This window comes from Allobosea sp. CER48, from assembly GCF_044752385.1.
Lineage (GTDB): Bacteria > Pseudomonadota > Alphaproteobacteria > Rhizobiales > Beijerinckiaceae > Allobosea.
Genome location: NZ_JBIWYK010000542.1, coordinates 1 through 1,867 on the forward strand (window position 1 = coordinate 1; position 1,867 = coordinate 1,867).

Consider the following 1,867-nt stretch of genomic DNA (forward strand, 5'->3'; position numbering starts at 1 on the left):
GTATCTTTCTGGTTCAATGCGAAGGTCAGCTATGAGCGGTCAGTATATCCAGGGTATGGTGGAAAATCTGAAAGAAGGGCGTCTTTCTCGCCGTTCTTTCATGCAGAAGATGGCGGCGTTGGGCATCACCGCGCCGATCGCGAGCCAGATCCTGGCCTGGAATGACGTTGCGATGGCGAACGCCACGCTCGAATACAAGCCGACCAAGGCCGGCGGCGGCGGCCCGCTGAAGATGCTGCTCTGGCAGGCCCCGACCCTGCTCAACCCGCATTTCGCCTCGGGCACCAAGGACCAGATCGCCTCGCGCGTCTTCTACGAGCCGCTCGCCGGCTGGGACAAGGAAGGCAATCTCATTCCGCAGCTCGCGGCCGAGGTCCCGACCCGCGCCAATGGCGGCCTGTCGGAAGACGGCACCTCCGTCACCTGGAAGCTGAAGCCGGGCGTGAAGTGGCATGATGGCAAGCCGCTCACCGCCGACGACGTCGTCTTCACCTGGGAATATGCCGCCGACCCGGCGACCGCCGCCTACACTTCCGGCGCCTACAAGGACATCAAGGTCGAGAAGGTCGACGATCTCACCGTCAAGGTGATCTTCGCCAAGCCGACGCCGTTCTGGGCCGATCCCTTCGTCGGCGTCGCCGGCATGATCATCCCGAAGCATCATTTCGGCGACTACAAGGGCGCCAAGTCGCGCGAGGCTCCGGCCAACCTGAAGCCGGTCGGTACCGGCCCCTACAAGTTCGCCGACTTCAAGCCGGGCGACATCCTGACCGGCACCATCAACACCGAGTACCACGTCGCAAACCGGCCGCATTTCGACACCTTCGAGATCAAGGGCGGCGGTGACGCGGTCTCGGCGGCGCGCGCCGTGCTGCAGACCGGCGAATACGACTACGCCTGGGATACGCTGGTCGAGGACGAAGTCCTCAAGCGCATGGAGACCGGCGGTCGCGGCAAGATCAGCGCTGCGGCAGCTGGCGACATCGAGTTCATCACGCTCAACACGACCGACCCGTGGACCGAGGTCGATGGCGAGCGCTCGAGCGTCAAGACCAAGCACCCGACCCTGTCGGACCCGGCCGTGCGCCAGGCGATCAACCTGCTGATCGACCGCGACTCGATCCAGAAGTTCATCTATGGCCGCGCCGGTTCGGCGACGGCGAGCTTCGTCAACGAGCCCAAGCAGTTCAAGTCGCCGAAGCTGAAGTATGAGTTCAGCATCGAGAAGGCCAACAAGATCCTCGACGATGCCGGCTGGAAGAAGGGCTCGGACGGCATCCGCGAGAAGGATGGCAAGAAGCTGAAATACGTCTACCAGACCTCGATCAACGCCCCGCGTCAGAAGGTCCAGGCGATCATCAAGCAGGCCTGCCAGCGTGCCGGTATCGACCTCGAGCTCAAGTCGGTCACGGCTTCGGTGTTCTTCTCGTCGGACGTCGCCAACCCCGACACCTATACCAAGCTCTATGTCGACATGGAGATGTACACCACGACGCAGCCGCAGCCCGACCCGGAGCGCTTCCTGAACCAGTTCGTGTCCTGGGAAGTCGCCAACAAGGAGAACAAGTGGCTGGGCCGCAACGTCTCGCGTTACACCGATCCGGCTGCCGACGAGGCCTACAAGGCCGCCCAGAAGGAACTCGACCCGGCCAAGCGCGCCGAGCTCCTGATCAAGGTCAACGAGATCTTCTGCGAAGCCAACGTCATCCTGCCGATCCTGTCGCGCAAGAAGGTCGTCGCCGCGGCGCTGAGCCTCTCGCACGACCACTCGGGCTGGGACGTCGACACCTGGAACCTCGCTTCCTGGTACCGCAGCTAAGCGCCAGAAAGCCCTTTGCGAGCCCGTCTCGCGAAGGGCTGCCTTGGG

1 protein-coding gene is annotated in these 1,867 nt (G+C 63.3%); it reads left to right on the forward strand.

Going from position 1 to position 1,867, the window contains the following annotated elements:
- Positions 1 to 31 precede the first annotated feature (31 nt).
- Positions 32 to 1,819 carry a peptide ABC transporter substrate-binding protein gene (locus tag ACIPIA_RS15325; RefSeq protein WP_400510790.1) on the forward strand — a complete coding sequence of 596 codons (1,788 nt, stop codon included), beginning with the start codon at positions 32 to 34 and terminating at the stop codon, positions 1,817 to 1,819.
- Positions 1,820 to 1,867: the final 48 nt, after the last annotated feature.